General features: G+C 65.1%; 15 protein-coding genes. 8 read left to right on the top strand and 7 right to left on the bottom strand.

Annotation, left to right across the window (positions count from 1 at the left end; translation table 11 throughout):
* The first annotated feature begins 73 nt into the window (after window positions 1–73).
* The 4 genes from CHB99_RS12915 (at window position 74) to CHB99_RS12900 (ending at window position 5,492) form a co-directional block, all read left to right on the top strand.
* Window positions 74–1,315 (top strand): Zn-dependent hydrolase, encoded by a 1,242-nt coding sequence (locus tag CHB99_RS12915; protein WP_042130487.1) that lies wholly within the window; start codon window positions 74–76, stop codon window positions 1,313–1,315.
* A 73-nt stretch (window positions 1,316–1,388) separates the two neighbouring features.
* A complete protein-coding gene (locus tag CHB99_RS12910) occupies window positions 1,389–2,597 on the top strand; it encodes a diaminopropionate ammonia-lyase (RefSeq protein ID WP_042130485.1) in 1,209 nt (402 codons plus the stop codon).
* Window positions 2,598–2,694: 97 nt separating this feature from the next.
* Window positions 2,695–4,317, top strand: coding sequence for an APC family permease (locus tag CHB99_RS12905; protein WP_042130483.1), 1,623 nt, complete (start codon window positions 2,695–2,697; stop codon window positions 4,315–4,317).
* Window positions 4,318–4,331: 14 nt separating this feature from the next.
* Window positions 4,332–5,492: a M20 aminoacylase family protein gene (locus CHB99_RS12900; RefSeq protein WP_042130481.1), complete on the top strand. Its 1,161-nt coding sequence runs from the start codon at window positions 4,332–4,334 to the stop codon at window positions 5,490–5,492.
* 28 nt (window positions 5,493–5,520) lie between these two features.
* On the opposite strand, the gene CHB99_RS12895 is transcribed toward CHB99_RS12900, so the two are convergent.
* The gene (locus tag CHB99_RS12895) at window positions 5,521–6,315 is read right to left on the bottom strand and encodes a helix-turn-helix transcriptional regulator (RefSeq protein WP_042130478.1); all 795 of its coding nucleotides are present in this window, start codon (window positions 6,313–6,315) and stop codon (window positions 5,521–5,523) included.
* Between the two features lie 129 nt (window positions 6,316–6,444).
* Between CHB99_RS12895 and CHB99_RS12890 the strand changes: the two genes are divergently transcribed.
* The 4 genes from CHB99_RS12890 to CHB99_RS12880 all read left to right on the top strand — a co-directional run bounded on the left by CHB99_RS12890 (window position 6,445) and on the right by CHB99_RS12880 (window position 9,971).
* Complete coding sequence (locus tag CHB99_RS12890) at window positions 6,445–7,260, top strand: carbon-nitrogen hydrolase family protein (RefSeq protein ID WP_042130476.1); 816 nt, start codon at window positions 6,445–6,447, stop codon at window positions 7,258–7,260.
* A gap of 110 nt (window positions 7,261–7,370) precedes the next feature.
* Window positions 7,371–8,471 carry a polyamine ABC transporter substrate-binding protein gene (locus CHB99_RS12885; protein ID WP_042130473.1) on the top strand — a complete coding sequence of 367 codons (1,101 nt, stop codon included), beginning with the start codon at window positions 7,371–7,373 and terminating at the stop codon, window positions 8,469–8,471.
* 53 nt (window positions 8,472–8,524) lie between these two features.
* Window positions 8,525–8,656, top strand: coding sequence for a hypothetical protein (locus CHB99_RS30330; RefSeq protein ID WP_281177200.1), 132 nt, complete (start codon window positions 8,525–8,527; stop codon window positions 8,654–8,656).
* A gap of 1 nt (window position 8,657) precedes the next feature.
* Window positions 8,658–9,971, top strand: a complete 1,314-nt coding sequence (locus tag CHB99_RS12880; RefSeq protein WP_042130471.1) for an APC family permease — start codon at window positions 8,658–8,660, stop codon at window positions 9,969–9,971.
* A 436-nt stretch (window positions 9,972–10,407) separates the two neighbouring features.
* On the opposite strand, the gene CHB99_RS12875 is transcribed toward CHB99_RS12880, so the two are convergent.
* The 6 genes from CHB99_RS12875 to CHB99_RS12850 all read right to left on the bottom strand — a co-directional run bounded on the left by CHB99_RS12875 (window position 10,408) and on the right by CHB99_RS12850 (window position 17,672).
* Entirely contained in the window at window positions 10,408–11,319 is a 912-nt protein-coding gene (locus CHB99_RS12875) for a DMT family transporter (RefSeq protein ID WP_042130219.1), read from the bottom strand.
* Between the two features lie 253 nt (window positions 11,320–11,572).
* Window positions 11,573–13,063 carry an aldehyde dehydrogenase gene (locus CHB99_RS12870; protein ID WP_042130221.1) on the bottom strand — a complete coding sequence of 497 codons (1,491 nt, stop codon included), beginning with the start codon at window positions 13,061–13,063 and terminating at the stop codon, window positions 11,573–11,575.
* Window position 13,064: 1 nt separating this feature from the next.
* Window positions 13,065–13,967 carry a dihydrodipicolinate synthase family protein gene (locus tag CHB99_RS12865; protein WP_042130224.1) on the bottom strand — a complete coding sequence of 301 codons (903 nt, stop codon included), beginning with the start codon at window positions 13,965–13,967 and terminating at the stop codon, window positions 13,065–13,067.
* Window positions 13,968–14,009: 42 nt separating this feature from the next.
* Window positions 14,010–15,338 (bottom strand): MFS transporter, encoded by a 1,329-nt coding sequence (locus CHB99_RS12860; protein ID WP_042130225.1) that lies wholly within the window; start codon window positions 15,336–15,338, stop codon window positions 14,010–14,012.
* Window positions 15,339–15,539: 201 nt separating this feature from the next.
* Window positions 15,540–16,859 (bottom strand): NAD(P)/FAD-dependent oxidoreductase, encoded by a 1,320-nt coding sequence (locus CHB99_RS12855; protein WP_042130240.1) that lies wholly within the window; start codon window positions 16,857–16,859, stop codon window positions 15,540–15,542.
* 93 nt (window positions 16,860–16,952) lie between these two features.
* Entirely contained in the window at window positions 16,953–17,672 is a 720-nt protein-coding gene (locus CHB99_RS12850) for a GntR family transcriptional regulator (RefSeq protein ID WP_042130226.1), read from the bottom strand.
* Window positions 17,673–18,299: the final 627 nt, after the last annotated feature.

Here is an 18,299-nt window from a genome sequence, read left to right as displayed (position 1 = left end):
TGAAAATCAAGAAATAAGTGCATCACGTTGAAATAGCATTTACCTCATCGACGAACACCCACGGAGTACCTTGATGAACCTTCAGCTCGATGGCGCGCTGCTGCTCGACCAGATCCGCATCCTCGGTGAACTGGGCGCCGACCCGCTGCACGGCGGTCGCACCCGCATCGCCCTGACCGACGCGGAAAAGGCCGGTCGCGACCAGGTGGTGGCCTGGATGAAGGAACTGGACCTGGACGTGCGCGTCGACCGCATCGGCAATATCTTCGGCACCTTGCCCGCGGCGCCCGCCGCCTCCGGCGCAAACCTGGCGCCGTTGATGATGGGCTCGCACATCGACACCGTGACCAATGCCGGCGCCCTCGACGGCTGCTACGGCGTGCTCGCCGGGCTGGCGGTGGCCCGTGCCTACCGGGTGGCGGGCGTGCTGCCGTCGCGACCGATCACCATCGGCGCCTTCAGCAACGAAGAAGGCGTGCGCTACCAGCCGGACATGATGGGCTCGCTGGTCTACGCCGGCGGCCTGGACGTGCAGGTGGCGCTGGACACGATCGGCACCGACGGCACCCGCCTCGGCGACGAACTGGCCCGCATCGGCTACGCCGGCGACCTGCAGCCCGGCGCCATCGTGCCCCATGAATACCTGGAGCTGCATATCGAGCAGGGCCCGATCCTCGAAGCCGAGGGCATCCAGATCGGCGTGGTGGAAAACCTCCAGGGCATTTCCTGGCAGCAGGTCACGGTGCAGGGCAATGCCAACCATGCCGGTACCACGCCGACCCACCTGCGCCACGACGCCGGCTACGTGGCCTGCGCCGCGGTGGCCGAGGCCCGCGCCATCGCCCGCGACTCCGCGGGCACGACCCTGGCCACCACCGGCTGCATCGCCTTCGAACCCAACGTGATCAACGTGATTGCGCGCAAGGCGGTGTTCACCGTCGATCTGCGCGATCCGGACGAAGCACGGTTGTGCCAGGCCGAACGGCGCTTCGCCGATTTCCTCGAACGTATCGCCGCCGAGGAGGGTGTGAAGATTTCCAGCGAACGCCTGGTGCGTTTCGAACCGGTGGACTTCGACCGTGACCTGGCCGGGCAGATCGAAGCCAGCGCCTCGCGCCTGGGCCTGACGCACCGGCGCATGACCTCCGGTGCCGGCCACGACGCGCAGATGATCGCGCGCATCGCCCCGGCGGCGATGATCTTCGTGCCCAGCCGCGGCGGTATCAGCCACAACCCTCGCGAACACACCGACGCTGCGCAGTTGCTGCTGGGTGCCGAAGTTCTGCTGGACGTGGTCGCCCGCCGACTCGCCTGACGTTCCCTTTCCCGCCAACGCCCATGGCCCCGCGCCGTGGGTGACGGCCCCGCTTTGCCCGAAGGAGACCGATATGCTGCTAGCCAACCCCAACGTCACCCGCGCCGCCTATCCCGAAGCGCTGCGCGAGATCATGAGCATCGACAAGGCCCGCCAGAGTCGCGACTGGCTGTCGCACTGGGCCGGCCTCAACCCCGGCGCCACGCCGCTGTATGTGCTGCCGGACCTGGCCGCCGAGCTGGGCGTGGGGCAACTGCTGGTCAAGGACGAGTCGCGGCGCTCGGCGCTGGGCAGCTTCAAGGCCCTCGGCGCGCCGATCGCCCTGGTGCGCCTGGCCCTGCGGCGCTTCCCCGAGCACAACTTCAATGTCCGCGGGCTGCTCGCCGGCGCGTACGCCGACCAGTTGGCCGACTTCACCGTGATCAGCGCCACCGATGGCAACCATGGTCGCGCCCTGGCCGCCGCCGCGCGGAGCCTGGGCTGCCGCTGCGTGATCGTGCTGCACGCCAATGTCAGCGTCGAGCGCGAGCAGGCCATCGCGGCCTACGGCGCCGAGATCGTGCGTATCGCCGGCAACTACGACGAGTCGGTGCAGGAGGCCGCGGCGCTGGCGTTCCGCAATGGTTGGCTGGTGGTGTCCGACACCTCCTATGACGGCTACGAGGAAATTCCCCGGGATGTGATGCAGGGCTACGGCACCATTGCCGCGGAGATCGTCGAGGCCTGCGAGCAGGGCTTCACCCATGTCTTCCTGCAGGGCGGCGTCGGTGGCCTGGCTGCCGGGATCGCCAGCTACTTCTGGGAATTGCAGGATGCGCAGCGGCCGACCTTCGTCGTGGTCGAGCCGGCACAGGCCGACTGCCTGTACCAGAGCGCCCTGGCCGGCCGCGCGACGCAGGCCAGCGGTTCGGTGGACTCGGTGATGGCCGGCCTGGCCTGCGGGGAAACCTCGCCGCTGGCGTGGCGGTTCCTGCAGCCCTGCGTGGACTTCTTCATGACCCTGGACGACGACGAGGCGGTGACCGCCATGCGTCGCCTGGCCGCCGGCAGTGCCCGCGACATCCCGCTGGAAGCCGGCGAGTCGGCGGTGGCCGGCCTGGCCGCGCTGCAACGCCTGGCCGCCGCACCGGCGTTGGCCAAGGATCTCGGCCTGGACGCGAACTCGCGGGTCCTGCTGATCAGCACCGAAGGCGCCACCGCACCGGGTGTCTACGCCGAACTGGTGGGCGAGTCCGCCGAGTCCGTGCGCGCCCGCCAGCGCGAGTGGTCGGCCCGCGCCTGACCCTCGCTTTTCTCCCTCTTTTCCCACGTCGGATCAGGCCCCACGCAGCCTGATCCGACGTGTCCTGCTCCAGACAAAAACAACAACGGAGAACCCTATGCACACTACCCAGCGCAATATCGGACCCTGGTCCCTGATGCTCACGGGCCTCGGTTCCATCATCGGCTCGGGCTGGCTGTTCGGTGCCTGGCATGCTTCGGCCATCGCCGGGCCGGCGGCGATCCTGGCCTGGATCATCGGTGCCGTGGTGGTCCTGGCGATTGCCCTGACCTATGCGGAAATGGGCGCGATGTTCCCCGAATCCGGCGGCATGGTGCGTTATGCGCGCTATTCCCACGGTTCGCTGGTGGGCTTCATGGCCGCCTGGGCCAACTGGATTTCCATCGTCTCGGTGATCCCCATCGAAGCCATCGCCTCGATCCAGTACATGGCCTCCTGGGACTATCCCTGGGCCCGGGCCATGGTCGCCCACGGCGAACTGACCACCCCGGGGCTGTGGGCCAGCGCGGTGCTGGTGCTGGTCTATTTCGGCCTCAACTACTGGGGCGTGAAACTGTTCGTGCGGACCAATACCGCGATCACCCTGTTCAAGCTGATCGTTCCGGCGCTGACTGGCGTGGCGCTGATCTGGGCCGGGTTCAACGCCGACAATTTCGGCGACGGCAGCCAGGCCAGCTTCGCGCCCTACGGCTGGTCGGCGGTGTTCACCGCGGTGGCGGCCAGTGGCATCGTGTTCAGCTTCAATGGCTTCCAGAGCCCGGTCAGCCTGGCCGGCGAGGCGCGCAATCCGGGGCGCAGCATTCCCTTCGCGCTGATCAGTTCGGTGCTGATCGCCCTGGTGATCTATGTGCTGCTGCAGGTCGCCTTCATCGGCGCGGTCAGTCCCGACAGCATCGCCGCGGGCTGGCACAGCCTGAGTTTCGATTCGCCGCTGGCGCAACTGGCGCTGGCCCTGAACCTCAACTGGTTGGCCATGCTGCTGTACCTGGATGCCTTCGTCAGTCCCTCCGGCACCGGTTCGATCTACACCGCCACCACGGCGCGAATGATCTACGCCATGGAGCGCAACAACACCATGCCGAAAGTCTTCGGCCGCCTGCATCCGCTGTATGGCGTGCCGCGTCCGGCGATGTGGCTGAACCTGGCGGTGTCCTTCGTCTTCCTGTTCTTCTTCCGCGGCTGGGGCGCGCTGGCGGCGGTGATCTCGGTGGCGGTGATCATTTCCTTCCTGACCGGACCGGTGAGCCTGATGGCCTTGCGCAGCAGCGCGGCGGACGTACCGCGCCCGCTGGTGATCAAGGGCATGCGGGTGATCGCGCCGTTCGCCTTCGTCTGCGCCGCGCTGGTGCTGTACTGGGCGCGCTGGCCGCTGACCGGGCAGGTGATTCTGCTGGTGGTGGGCGCCTTGCCGATCTTCTTCTGGTTCCAGGCCAAGGCCGGCTGGACGGGCTTTGCCCAGGACCTGCGCGCGGCGCTCTGGCTGATCGGCTTCCTGCCGGCCATGGCCCTGGTGTCCTGGCTGGGCAGCCGCGACTTCGGCGGCATCGGCCTGCTGCCCACGGGCTGGGACATGCTGGTGGTGGCGGCGCTGGCCCTGGCCTTCTACTACGCCGGCGTGCGCAGCGGCTATCGCACCCGTTACCTGCAAGAGAGCGTGGCCTGGCGCGCTGACGCCGACGACGCCACGCCGACCCCTTCGGTCCAACCCGTGATTTCCTGAGAGAGAGCCCGAGCATGAGCGACACATTCGAACAACGCCTGAAAGACTGGCGCCACGCCTTTCACCGCCATCCCGAAACCGGCTTCGAGGAAGTCGATACCAGCGAGCGGGTGGCCGGGATTCTTCAGGGCATGGGCCTTCAGGTGCATCGCGGCATCGGCGGCACCGGCCTGGTCGCCAGCCTGAGCGTGGGCGAGGGCAGAGGTGTGATCGGCCTGCGCGCCGACATGGACGCGCTGAACATCCACGAACAGGCGCCACAGCGCGAGCATGCCTCGCGTATCGCCGGCAAGATGCACGCCTGCGGGCATGACGGGCATATGGCGATGATCCTCGGCGCCGCCGACCTGCTGTGCCGCCAGCGCGACTTCAACGGCACGGTGCGCTTCATCTTCCAGCCGGCCGAGGAGCATGGGCGCGGGGCCAAGGCGATGATGGCCGACGGGCTGTTCCAGCGCTTTCCGGTGGATGCCCTCTATGGCGCGCACAACATGCCGGGGATGCCGGCGGGGCATATCGCCACGCGGGCCGGCGGGATCATGGCCAGCGAGGACAACTTCGTCATTCGCATCCAGGGCCGTGGCACCCATGCGGCGCGGCCGCACATGGGCATCGACCCGCTGCTGACCGGGGCGCAGATCGTCGTGGCGTTGCAGACGGTGGTGGCGAGGAATGTCGATCCGGGGCTGTCGGCGGTGGTCTCGTGCACCGAGTTCGTGACCGATGGCATCCGCAATGCGATCCCCACCAATGTCACCATCAAGGGCGATACCCGCAGCTACAGCCCGGTGGTGCAGGCCCTGCTGGAGACGCGGATGCGCGAGATCTGCATGGGCATCTGCGCGGCCAATGGTGCCCGTTGCGAGTTCGAGTACAGCCATGAATTCGCGCCGACGGTGAACTGGGCCGAGAACACCGCGCTGGCGGTGGCGGCGGCGCGGGCGGTGGTGGGTGAGGCGGCGGTGGATGCCGAGGTGGCGCCGATGATGATTTCCGAGGACTTCGGCGCGTTTCTCCAGCAGGTGCCGGGGAACTTCGTGTTCATCGGCAATGGCGCGGAGGACGAGGCGGGCGGGACGCCGTTGCACAATGCCTGCTACGACTTCAATGACGGGATCCTGGCCACCGGGGCACGCTATTTCGCCGAGGTGGTGCGGCGCAGTTTGCCGATATAAGCGGGATCGCGGATCGCCCCCTCCACCGTCATGCGCTTTCAACCTGGACCTTGTGGAACAGCGAAAACAGTTCCTGCGGTGATTTTATGTTCAGCTTCGCGTAGACATGCCGGCGGTGGACCTTGACGGTCTCCGCCGAGATGCCCAGCTTGGCGGCCACTTCCTTGTTCGAGCAGCCGCTGAGGATCAGGCGGATCACCTCCAGTTCCCTGGCGGTCAGTGGTGTGCCAAGGCGCACCATGGCCTCTTCCAGGTTGGCTTGCCAGCGCGGCGCCTGGCGCGGCGTGCTTTCCGGCATCGCCCCCTCGAAAAACATGCGCTGGCGCATCAGGCCCACGACCCACGGGCGAATCATCTCCAGCAGCGAAACCTGCTCGGGCGTGAACACCTGCCGGCTGCCCAGCGACAGGCACAGGCTGCGCACTTCATCGAGTCGCACGTTGTACTGCAGTTCATCCTGCTTCACGTAGTGGTTGAAGTAGCGCTCGTAGTATTCGGTGTCCCTGAAGCGCTCCGGCACCACGTCCGCCAGGCGGAACAGCCCGGTTGCCGGCTGTTCGCGGTTGGCGATGTAGAACGGGTCGAGCAGGTACATGCCCTTGATGTAGTCGTGGAACAGCGGGTCGGGGCCCTCTCCCTCGTACGGGCTTTCCGCGAATGCGAACGGGCAACCATCGCTGAACAACAGCACCGCCCAGTTATCGACTGGTACGTACTCGCCTATCAGGCGGCTCAGGGTTCTCCAGAAATCAGCCTTGTCCAGGTGTTCGATCACGTGGCCTGCAGCGCGATGCCAGGCCATGTCCTGGAGCGTGGGTGTCATGCATGTACTCCCTGGGGTTAACCCCTCGACGTGATAGGCAATAGGCGGGGAAAACGCATAATTGCATCGACCTTTTGCAAAAGTCACTTACTTCCTGACCGGGATTCAGCCCGATAACAAGGCCCGAATATGCAGCTCGAACTTCTACAACTGGCGGGGCGCGATGGCGATACCGCCTACAATCTGCGCCGTACCCTGGACGCCATCAGCCACTGCGCGCCAGGCACCGACATCATGGTTTTTCCCGAAGCGCAGATCACCGGCTTCCTCAGCCACGACAACATTGCCGAACAGGCCCTGGCGGTGGACAGCCCCAGTGTCCTGGCCATCCAGCAGGCGGTGCGTGAGCGCAAGGTGGCGGTGGTCGTGGGGCTGATCGAGAACGATGGCGGGCGCTACTACAACACGACGCTGTTCATCACCCCCGAAGGGATTCAGCTCAGTTATCGCAAGACCCACCTGTGGGTCTCCGAGCCCGGGCTGGTGTTGCCCGGCGACCGCTACGGCACCGTCGAGTGGCGCGGCGTGCGTATCGGCCTGCTGATCTGCTACGACACCGAGTTCCCGGAAACCGCCCGGGCCGTGGCGGCACTGGGCGCCGAACTGATCCTGATCGCCGATGCCAACATGGAACCCTACGGGTATGTGCACCGCACCTCGGTCACCGCCCGTGCTCAGGAGAACCAGGTGTTCGCGGTGGTCGTCAACCGGGTCGGGGAGGGTGAGGGGAATATGGTGTTCGCCGGTGGCAGTGCGGTGGTCGACCCGTTCGGGCAGATGTTGCTGGAGAGTGGGCGGCAGGAGTGCCGTCATGTCATCCAGCTGGACATGACCCAACTGGCCGATGCCCGGGCGGTCTACGACTACCGGGCGGACCAGCGCTTCCAGCTGCCGGGTGAGCGTATCGAGCATCCCGATGGCCGACGCGAACTGCTGATTCCCTGAACAAGGCTTCACGCGCCCACGACCCTCGGGCTCGCGCTAACGACAACAATAATCCAGCGACAGTCAGCGGACTGCACGGTCGCAGACCGGCACTCCGTCAGGAGCCTTCCATGCCCCTCCATCGTTTACTGAAGTTCGGTCTCATCGCATTGCTCGGCACCCACTTGAACCCCGCCTGGGCGGAGCCGGCCCGTGTGCACCTGTACAACTGGTCCGACTTCCTTGCCCCGGAAACCCCCAGGGAGTTCCAGGCGGATACGGGTATCTCGCTGCTCTGGGATGCGTTCGACAATGCCGAAGTGATGCAAAGCAAGCTGATGGCCGGGCGCACGGGCTATGACGTGGTGATGGTGCCCGACGACCTGTTGCCCAGCCTGGTCAAGGCCGGGGTGATCCAGGAACTGGATCGTGAACGGCTGGGCAACTGGTCGCACCTGGCCCCGGAGATCCTGGAAAAGCAGCAAGGCAACGATCCGGGCAACCGCTACGCCGTTCCTTATATGTGGGGCACGACGGGGATCGGCTATGACCAGGCCAAGGTCGAGCAACTGCTGGGGGCGAACGCGCCGGTGGATTCCTGGGACCTGATCTTCAAGGAGGAAAACATCGCCAGGCTCAGCAAGTGCGGCGTGGCGATGCTGGATGCGCCCGTGGAAATCGTGCCGATTGCGCTGAACTACCTGGGCCTGCCACCCAACAGCAAGAACCCCGAGGACTACCGCAAGGCCGAGGCGCTGCTGCTCAAGATCCGTCCGTACATCCGCTATTTCGACTCCTCGAAGTTCACCACCGACCTGGCCAATGGCGACATCTGTGCCGTGGTCGGTTGGGGAGGCTCGGTCTACAACGCCAAGACCACGGCGGACCGTGCCGACAATGGCGTCAAGCTGGCCTACAGCATTCCGAAGGAAGGCGCGCCGGTCTGGTTTGAAAACATGGTGCTGCTCAAGGATGCCCCTCACCCGGAGCAAGGCTATGCGTTCATCGACTACATGCTGCGTCCGCAGGTGATCGCCAAGAGCTCCGACTACCTCGGCTATCCCAATGGCAACAAGGACGCCAGCGCCTTCATCGATCCGCAACTGCGCGACAACCCGGCGGTTTACCCGCCGAAGGACGTCATGGACACGCTGTACCCGCTCGAAACGCTGCCGCTCAAACTGGAGCGCGTGCGCACCCGGGTCTGGAGCAAGGTGAAGAGCGGCACCTGATTGCCGCGCCGCTGGCCGTTCGCATAACAAAAATCCGCTTGACCGGAGTAAGCATGACCCTCTCTGCAGACTTGATCGTCACCCACCTCGACAACCGTGATACCCGCCTGATCGATTCACGTTCCGGGGGCCGCGAGTCGCCCCTCTTCGCCGTCCTCCCCTTCATGTTCGAAAGGGAGCTTTGACATGGCCGACAATCCCGTCAAATTGACCGCCCGGCTCAGCCTGACCTCGGTGGTGCTGTTCGGTCTGGCCTACATGGCGCCCAGCCTGGTGCTGGTCATTTTCGGCGTCATTGCCCAGCGCAGCGCCGGCACGGCGCCCAGCGCCTTCCTGCTGGCCACCGGTGCCATGCTGTTGTCGGCATTGAGTTACGCCAAGATGGCCAGGCTGTTTCCCGTGTCCGGGTCGGCCTATTTCTACGCCCGGCAAATGCTCGGCGGTCGGTTGGGGTTTCTGGTCGGCTGGGTGGTGTTGCTGGACTATCTGTTCATGCCCATGGTCGCCTGGCTGGTCCAGTCGGTCTTTCTCAATGTGCAGTTCCCCGCGATACCCTTCTGGGGCTGGATGCTGATCAACATCGGGCTGACCACGCTGGTAAATATCCTGGGGCTGACCCTCGCCGACCGGACGAACAAGGTGCTGACCGGGTTGGGCATCGGTCTGGTGTTGCTGTTCGTGGTCCTGTGCGTGATCCACCTGATGCACGAGTCACCGGTTTCCCTGACCGCGCCGCTCTGGAACGCCAGCAGCACCTGGGTTGGGGTATCGGCCGCGGCGGCGGTGGCGGCCTATTCGTATCTGGGCTTCGATGCGGTCACCACCATGGCCGAGGAAACCCGCGACGCCAGGCGCAACATCCCGCGGGCGGTGGTCCTGGTGATGGCAACGGCGGGCCTGCTGTTTGCGCTTGTGGCGTACATCATGCAGCTGGTCCATCCCGGTGGCGTATTCGAAGATGCCCAGATTGCCGCCTATCTCATGTCCGTCAACGTCGGTGGGCAGATCTTCGCGGACTGGTTGAACCTCGGCTTCATCATCTCCGGCTTCGCTTCGGGTCTCATCGTGCAATTGAGCACCAGTCGCCTGCTGTACTTCATGGGCCGGGCCGACATCCTGCCCAAACCGTTCGGTGCGCTTGATCGCAGGACCGGGACGCCGGTCTTCAATCTGATGTTCACTGCCGTGATCGGCTTGCTGGGTCTGAACCTCACCCTCGAAATGGCCACCTCGTTCATCAACTTCGGTGCCTTCCTGGGCTTCAGCGCGGTGAACCTGTGTGTGATCTGCTACTTCTATCGTGCTCGGCAGCAGCAGCGCCTTGGGCTTGTGAGTTATCTGCTGTTCCCACTGCTGGGTATGTGCGTGACCCTTTACCTGGTCAGCCAGCTGAGCACGACGGCGATTGGCATCGGGGTCTGCTGGCTTGGCTTCGGCGTGATGTACCTTGCCTGGCTGACACGCGGTTTCCGCCGCCCTGCGCCGGAGCTGCAGCCTTGAGGGGTATGGGTATCTGCACAACTCCGAAGGCCTGACAGGAAATTGCATCAAGGCCGCGAGGTGCCTGTCTTGAGTCTTGCGGCGCCCTTGAGATCGAGCGCCGCCCGCGCGGCGCATCGCGGGCAATGCCCGCTCCCACATCGGTTGCAACGTACCTATGTCTGTCAGGCCATGGTTGACCGCCTTGTTGGTTCGACTCGATACCGAGTCGAGCCCAACAGCCTCCCCGCGATACATCGCCGCAAGACAAAGGCTGGCAACTCAAATCCCACAGGCCATGGCGCGTTGCAACCGATGTGGGAGCGGGCATTGCCCGCGATGCGCCGCGCGGGCGGCGCTCGATCTTGAGGGCGCTGCAAGACTCAAGACAGGCACCTGGCGGCCTTCATGCGGTTCCCCGCCAGACCATCAAAGTTGTGTAGCCACGCTCACTAACTCAATGCACCTGCTCCGCCGTCAATTTCCCCCACGCCGAGAGCACCGTGGCGAGGATGATCAACGACGCGCCCGCGACCATCCGTAGCGACGGCTGCTCGCCGAACAGCCACCAGGCGCAGGCGATCGCATACACCGGCTCCAGGGCGATGATCATCCCCGCGCTGCGCGCCTCCAGCCCTTCCAGGCTCTTGACGAACAGGTACTGGGACAGCCCGGTGCAGAAGATCCCCAGCATCGCCAGGTAGATCCAGTCGCTGTGGCTCAGGCCATGCACCAGCAGCGTATCGAGGGCGAACGGCGCCACCAGCACGGCCACGGTGAGGTTCTGCCAGAACGCCACCTGCACCGCGTTCATGCCCTGCAGGCCACGGCGGTTGGTGATCGCCAGGAGGGCGAAGGATAAGCCCGAACCCAGGCCCCAGAGCAGGCCGACCGTGCCCTGGTCGAGCAGGTCGAAGGACGGCACCACCAGCACCAGACCCAGGCTGACCAGCAGCAACAGCAGGCTTTCGCTGGCGCCGATGCGCTCGCGGAACACCAGCAGGTCGAGCACCGCGATAAAGGCCGGGAAGCTGGCGAAACCAAGGGTCGCCACGGCCACGCCACCGACCTTGATGGCGATGAAGAAGCTCACCCAGTGCGAGGTCAGCAGCACGCCGCTGAAGGCCATGACGCCGAACTTGCGCCAGTTCAACTGGTGGAACACACCGCGTTTCCGCAACTGCGCCACGGCCCCGAGGGCGAGCACGGCGAAGGCCGCGCGACCGAAGGTGATGACCGAGGCGGACGAGTGGATAAGGGCGCCGAGGATGCCGGTAAGACCGAAGAGCACGGCGGCGATATGGGCCACGATCAGCGCATTGCGATGACCGAGGGTGGAGCTGTGGGTTGAAACGTTCGAGGCGAGCATGGGCAGTAGAAAGTCTGTGCATGGGTACGCACGCGAGCGCTCTCCGGCGGTCGTGCGGACGGGTTTTTGGGTATGGGAATTGTGTGGTCGCCCGAAGACTCGGGAACCGTCAGCGCCGCAGCGTTGTAGTGGCCTGCACGGGCCGTGCTGCTCGTTCGCTGTACCGCGAAGTGGAGAAGAGTGGCCACCGCCTGCGTGGGGCGGTGGCCGGGTCAGGTGCCGAACTCCGTCAGAACAGCACCCGGGTTTCAGCTCACGAAGCGTCGATCCAGATGGTCTTCAGCTCCGTGTACTGATCATGCGCCCAGATCGACTTGTCGCGACCGCCAAATCCGGACTCCTTGTAGCCTCCGAACGGCGTCGAGGCATCGCCTTCGCCGAAGCAGTTGACCGTGACCACACCGGCGCGGATCTCCCGCGACAGGCGCAGGGCATTGCGCAGGCTGCCGGTGTAGGCCGAGGCGGCCAGGCCGTAGATGGTGTCGTTGGCCAGCGTGATGGCTTCGTCGATGGTGTCGAAGGTGGTCACGCTCAGCACCGGGCCGAAGATCTCCTCGACGAACAGGCGGCTGTCGCGGGCCACGCCATCGACGATGGTCGGCTGCACGTACACGCCATCCCGGGTCTCGCCACCCAGGGCGACGCTGAGCTTCTGCTCGGCGGCGTATTCCAGGTAGGAACGGACCTTGTCGAAGTGCGCCTTGCTGACCATGGCGCCGAGGCGGTTGTCCGGGTCCAGCGGGTCGCCCAGTTTCCAGTCCTTCACATGCTTGGAGATCAGCGACAGCAGTTCGTCCTTGACGTCCTTGTGGACGATCAGGCGCGAGGAGGCGGAGCAGTTCTCGCCCATGTTCCAGAAGGCCCCGGCGGTGACGAACCGGGCCACCGAGTCGAGGTCTTCGCAGTCGTTCATGACCACGGCCGGGTTCTTGCCACCCAGTTCCAGGACCACGCGCTTGAGGTTGGACTCGGAGGCGTACTTGAGGAACAGGCGTCCGGTATCGGTGGAACCGGTGAAGCTGACCATGGCCACGTCCATGTGCCGGCCGATGGCTTCGCCGGCTTCACGACCGCCGCCGGGGACGATGTTGAACACGCCAGCGGGGATGCCCGCCTCATGGGCCAGCTCGGCGACGCGCAGGGCGGTGAGGGTGGTTTCCTTGGCCGGCTTGACCACGATGGAGCAACCGGCGGCCAGCGACGGGCCGATCTTCCAGGCCAGCATCAGCAGCGGGAAGTTCCACGGCAGCACCAGGCCGACCACGCCGATGGCCTCGCGCACCACCAGGGTCACCGCGGCCGAACCGGTCGGTGCGGTGGCGTCGTAGATCTTGTCGATCAGCTCGGCGTGCCAGCGCAGGGTGTGGATGGTCTCCGGCACGTCGACGTTCTGGCACTCGCTGACCGGCTTGCCGCTGTCCAGGGCTTCCAGCACGGCCAGTTCATGGGTGTTGTCTTCCAGCAGCTGGGCGAACTTCAGCAGGACCTTTTTACGGGCACCCGGGGTCAGCGCGCTCCAGCGACCGTCTTCGAAGGCAGCCTTGGCCGCCGCAACGGCAACGTTGACGTCCTGCACATCGCAAGCAGCCACTTCGGCCAGCTTCTCGCCGGTGGCCGGGTTGGTGGTGACGAAGGTGCGGCCGCCGATGGCGTCGCGGAATTCGCCGTCAATAAAGGCCTGGTTACGTGGTTGCAGTTTCGCGGCCAGGGCCACGTATTCCGCCTTGCTCAGCAGTTCGGCCATTTCACTTGCCCTCGACGATGGTAGCGATGGTGCTTTTCAGGGTGGCGACGACCTGGGCCAGCTCGGCCTGTTCGGCAGCGTCCAGGCCTTGCAGCGGGGCGCGCACGCCGCCGGTACGCAGGCCGTTGAGGCTGACGCCATGCTTGATCGACTGGACGAACTTGCCGCCTTCGAGGAAGTCCATCAGCGGCATCATGGCGGCCATGATCCGGCGGCCCTTGGCGAAGTCCTTCTCGATCACGCAGGCCTCGTACAGGGCCACGTGCTCGCTCGGGATGAAGTTGGAGCCGGCGCAGACCCAGCTGTCGGCACCCCAGGCGAAGAACTCCAGGGCCTGGTCGTCCCAGCCGCAGGACAGCGAGATGTGCGGGTACTTCGTGGCCAGGCGGTGCAGCTGGTTCATGTCGCCGGAGCTTTCCTTGATCGCGACGATGTTCTTCACGTCAGCCACGGCATCGAAGAACTCGGGGCCCATGCTCACGCTCATGCGGCCCGGGTAGTTGTAGAGCATGATCGGCAGGTCGGCGGCGGCGTCGACGGCCTTCACATGCACGGCGATCTCCTGCTGGGTCGGCAGGGCGTAGGGCGGGGTGCCGACCAGCAGCGCGTCGGCCTTGATTTCCTTCGCGTGCCTGGCGAAGGCCACCGAGTCTTCGGTGCGGATCGCGCCGGTACCGACGATCAGCGGCAGGCGGCCATTGATCACGTCCTTGGCCTGGGCGGCCAGTTCGACGCGCTCCTGGGCGGTGTGGGCGTAGTACTCGCCGGTGGAGCCGCCGATGATGATGCCGTGGATCTTCGACTCGACCAGGTAGTCCAGGACGTCGGCGAAGCCGGCCTTGTCGATGCTGCCGTCGGCGTTCAGCGGGGTGACGGCGGGGGTGTAGATGCCTGCGAATTTCATGTGGGTCTCTCCAGTTGGACGCAAGGAAGTTTCGAGCCGCGCTCAGCCAAGCGAGGCGGCTTGTTGCAGAGTCAGGGAACGGGTTTCCGGGGCCAGGGCCCAGGCGAACAGCAGACCGATCAGGGTGACGATGGCGGCGGCATACATGGTCTGGGCGATGCCGAAGCTCTGCAGCGACATCGGTACCAGCCAGGTCCCGACGGCGGCGCCGATACGCGACAGCGAGGTGCCGACGCCCACGGCCACGGCGCGGATCTCGGTGGGGAACAGTTCGTTGGGGTACACCAGTTGCAGCACCTGGGCGCCGCCGATGAACAGGGCGTAGGCACCGAACAGCACCAGCACCAGGGTCGGCGAGCCGTCGTGCATCGAGGCCAGGCCGAGCAGGGCCAGGCCGGACCAGAGGAAGCTGTGGATCAGCATGCTGCGCCGGCCCATGCGGTTGATCAGGCGGGTGGCGATGATGCAGCCGATGACGAACAGCAGGGTGATCGCCACCGAGCCGAACGACGCCCAGTCACCTTTCAGGTTCAGCGCTTCGAGGACCTTCGGCGCGAAGGAGTACACGGCGAACACCGGGATCACCGAGCACGACCAGAACATGCTGACGAACAGCATGCGTTTGCCGTAGCCGGAGTGCAGCAGGTTGAGGAACGACACCTTCTGTTCCCGGGGTTGCTCGGGCAGGTTCTTCAGGGAGAAGGTCTGGCCGTAGACCTGCTTGATGATCGCCTCGGCCTCCTTCGCGCGGCCTTTGCTCAGCAGCCAGCGTGGCGACTCCGGGGTACCCGTGCGCAGGGCGAAGAGGATCGCGCCGATCACCACCGGGCTGGCCAGCACCAGGCGCCAGGCATTCTCGTCGCCGGAAGCGAGGAGGAAGTGGCCGACGATATAGGCGAAGGCGGCACCGGCGAACCACAGGATGGTCAGGGTGGCCAGGCGCGGGCCGCGGTATTTCTTCGGCAGGAATTCCACCAGCAGCGCGGTGGCCACCGGGTATTCGATGCCGACCGCGACGCCGATGAGGAAGCGCAGGGCGAACAGCATGGGCCCGGATTCGACCCAGAACTGCGCCAGCGAACCGAGGATGAACAGGGTCGGACCGACGAAGAAGATGCGTTTGCGCCCGAAGTGGTCGGTCAGGGCGCCGCCGAGGAAGCCGCCGAAGAAGATCCCGATCAGCGCCGAGGCGGCGATCATGCCTTGCCAGAAGGCGCTCAGGGACAGGCCGGCGGACATCTGCACCATGGCCACGCCGATGATGCTGAGCACGTAGCCATCGACGAACGAGCCGCCGCCGGAGCGCGCGGTGAGCAATTGGTGAAAGCGGTTGAGCGGTACGTCTTCAACGGATTGATTGGAAGTTGTCATTATTGTTTCCTGCACTATCGAACCTGTTTTCCGGCCGAGCGGGTCCGCGGCGCTGAAAAGGAACTTCAGTCCGTAAACACGCGCCGGGCCGGCGCGACACTGTTTGCTGCTTCTTTATTTCAACTGGCCGGGTGATTTTCGGGAGCGCTTTGCGCTCCTTCGCGGGCAAGCCACGCTCCTACAGGGGGACCAGCACCTTGCTCAGCTTTCTTTGCCGGCTCGCATCTGTCCCCACTTCAGGCTCGCATTCACGCCCAACGACAGGAACGGTTGCGGCGGGTTGGCGTTGGGGCCCGGCGAGCGCAGGAGGAAGTCGATCAGTTCGTTCTTCTTTCCGGCCAGCCAGTCCGCCAGCAGTTTGCCGGTGGCGGTGCCGCGGGTGACGCCCAGGCCGTTGCAGCACAGCGCGCCGTAGACGTTCGGGGCCAGTTGGCCGAAGTAGCTCTCGTGGTTGCGCGACATGGCCAGCGCACCGCCCCAGGTGTACTCGATACCAACCTCCGGGAGCATCGGGAAGCGCCGGTCGAAGGAGGCCTTGTGGCGCTCGACGTAACGCTCCAGGTACTTGCGGTTGGCCCGGCCGTCGGGGTTGAAGCTGAAGCTGTTGCGGATCAGCAGGCGGTTGTCCGGGGTGCGTCGCACCGTGGTGCCGAACGGGTCGGCGGGGATCACCCCCCAGTACGGCTTGCCGCCCAGACGCGCCTGTTCCTGCCCGGTCATCGGCCGGGTCAGGCTGGCGTAGGTGAAGATCGGCAGCATGGCGCCCTTGAGGAAGCCGAAGTGGCCGCCGAAGGCGTTGTTGGCCAGTACCAGCTTGTCCGCGATGATGCTGCCGCGGGCATGGCGCAGCAAGGTCTTGTCGCCGTATTCGACGTCGAGGATCGGCGTGTTCTCGTACAGGACGACGTTGCCCGGCAGGCTCTCGGCCAGGCCCTTGACCAGCGCCGATGGCTGGATCAGCGCGGTGCCCGGGGTGAACAGCGCCTTGCGGTAGAAGTGCGTGCCGATATGCTCGGGGAGGTCGGCGCCTTCGATCACCTCGAAGGGCTGGCCGAGCTTTTCCAGGCCACGGCGATAGGCGTCGAGCACGGCGATGCCGCGGTCCTCGACGGCGGCCTGGTACTTGCCGCAGAACTTCATCTGGCAATCGATGTTGTGTGCGGCGACCAGGTCCTTCAGGTAGTTCTGCCCGGTGAGGTTCAGGCGCAGGCAGGTCCTGGCGATACCGATGTCGCCGATGTAGTCCTCGGCACCGATGTCGTGGGGCAGGTCGATGGCGAAGCCGGCGTTGCGACCGGCGGTGCCGAAGCCGACTTCCTGGGCCTCGATCAGCAGGACCTGCTCATCGGGGAAGTTCAGTGCCAGCTGGCGTGCGGCGGCGAGGCCGACATAGCCGGCGCCCAGCACCACCCAGCGGGCGCGGCTGGTGCCGGTGTGCGCGGGCCGCGGCGTGCGCCTGGGGCTCAGGTGATACCAGCCGCACGAACTGTCGTCGGCCGGCAACGAGGTTACTTTTGTCATTTCAGGGACCTGGCTGTTCTTGTTTGATCCGGTGTTGCCACCCAGGCCGAAATGCTTCACGAAACCTCGCGAACCTTCATGCGCCGGGGTCTTTCAAAACGCGAGCGATACCTCCATGCCTTCCGGTGCGGCGTACTCCGCCATGCGCCGGCGCGACAATTCCATATGCTCGCGAATCAGTTGTCCCGCGGCCTCGGTGTCGTGGCGGGCGATGGCCTCGATGATCTGGTCGTGCTGGTCGCAGGCCAGTTCGAGGTCCTTCTGCATGTCCACGGTGGTCGGGTGGCGGTAGAAAATCTTGCCCAGTCGCGCGTGGTCGATGAGCACACGGCGCAGGCTCGGCATCAGGTAATCGTTGTGCGCCATCTTGCCGATCTCGAGGTGGAACTCGTCGTTGTAGATGACGCGGTTTTCCACGTGCTGCTCTTCGATGGCCTGGCGGAAACGGGCCTGGATACGGCGCAGTTCGTCGATCTCGGCCTCGGTGGCGCGGGTCGCGGCCAGCTGGGTGGTGGCGATGTACACCAGCGGCGCGGCCAGGAAGAAGGCGCGCAGCGACTCGTGACTCATGGCCGCCACGCGCGGGGCGCGGTTGGCTTCCAGCTCGATGTAGCCCTCGGCGGCGATCTGCCGCAGCAACTCGCGCACCGGTGGTCGGGACAGGCCGAACTCGTCGCACAGTGCCAGTTCATCCACCACCGCGCCGGGCGCCAGTTCCATGCTGAGGATGCGCCGGCGCAGCGCTTCGGCGAGAAGCGCCTTGCGATCCGGGCTGGCATCGGCAGTGGAAAGGGCGGTTGCGGTGGCTTTCATGGGAGCCTTTTTCGTACTCATCAGGTTGTGTCTACAATTTGTATAACGACTATAGGGGTGGATTAGACAATGTGTCTACAGGTATTTCGATGAGCGGCGCGAACCGACATCGACGTGTCTGCGACAGGGGTCTGATCCCTGGTTTCATTTCTCTTGAGCCTGCAGGCGGCTTCTTGGAGCGGGCTTTGCCCGCGAAGGAGCGCATAGCGGTCCCGGATTGCGATGCCGGTTCTGGGATCGTTCGCGGGCAAGCCACGCTCCTACGTATGGCATCCACGAGACATGCCCTTATCAAATCCCGCCATGGGCATGTCAACCCGCGACAGCTTTTCTACCATCGCTGCCACCGTCAGAACCCTGAAAACACTGGGGAAAATAGCACTTTCTCTGAATTCTTTTTGAATTCTGTCGGTATACACAAAGAATACAATTCCGTTGACCGTCTCCCGAACCCGTGCGAATCTCGGTTCAACACCCGTGTTCCCGGGGTGTGGCGCGGGTAATCAGGTCGCTCCTGGTGTCAGAAACCCCCGCCAGAAAGTTGTGAAAGACGCAGTGCACGAAAAAACCAACAACAATCAACGGGCGACTCTCAAGCGCCCGGCCAGCACCACAACGGAGACGCAC

The organism is Pseudomonas japonica (genome assembly GCF_900188455.1).
GTDB lineage: Bacteria > Pseudomonadota > Gammaproteobacteria > Pseudomonadales > Pseudomonadaceae > Aquipseudomonas > Aquipseudomonas japonica.
Note: the sequence above shows the minus strand (reverse complement) of the source record. Positions and strands in the feature narration are given on the sequence as shown.